This is a genomic window from Chryseobacterium sp. SIMBA_028 (assembly GCF_046535285.1).
In the GTDB taxonomy this organism is placed as follows: Bacteria; Bacteroidota; Bacteroidia; order Flavobacteriales; family Weeksellaceae; genus Chryseobacterium.
Window position 1 is genome coordinate 1 of the sequence record NZ_JAWRWZ010000060.1, and the last position, 431, is coordinate 431.

The following is a 431-nucleotide window of genomic DNA, read 5'->3' on the forward strand; positions in this document are numbered from 1 at the left end:
CTCTTATTGGTTATATACCATGAAAGTAGATGATAGGGAAAATTTTATTAAGATGATGGCCGATAATGGAATTACAGCATCAGAACTTCATCTTCGTAATGACAGACATTCCTTGTTTAAAGAATCTGAAACGGAATTACCTGTTTTTGATGCTTTTTATAAAAAAATGGTACATATACCTTGTGGATGGTGGATAGATGAGGATACCCGTAATACAATTGCTGAAGTAATTAAAAAAGGATGGTAAATGATTCCTATATATAAACCCTTTATGCCGGAAAATATTTCAAATAAAATTAATGAAATATTATATTCCGGAAAACTATCTTATGGCAAGATAGGAAAAGAATTTGAACAATCTCTTTCTGATTTTATCTGTAATGATAGAATTTTGACAACGACTACTTATAATCAGGCATTATTGATGGCAT

At 30.2% G+C, this 431-nt stretch carries 2 pseudogenes; both read left to right on the forward strand.

The window, feature by feature from the left end:
- Positions 1–247 (forward strand): annotated as a pseudogene (locus tag SCA31_RS22525) (pyridoxal-5'-phosphate-dependent protein); the annotation flags it as partial.
- Positions 248–431, forward strand: a pseudogene (locus SCA31_RS22530) (aminotransferase DegT); the annotation flags it as partial.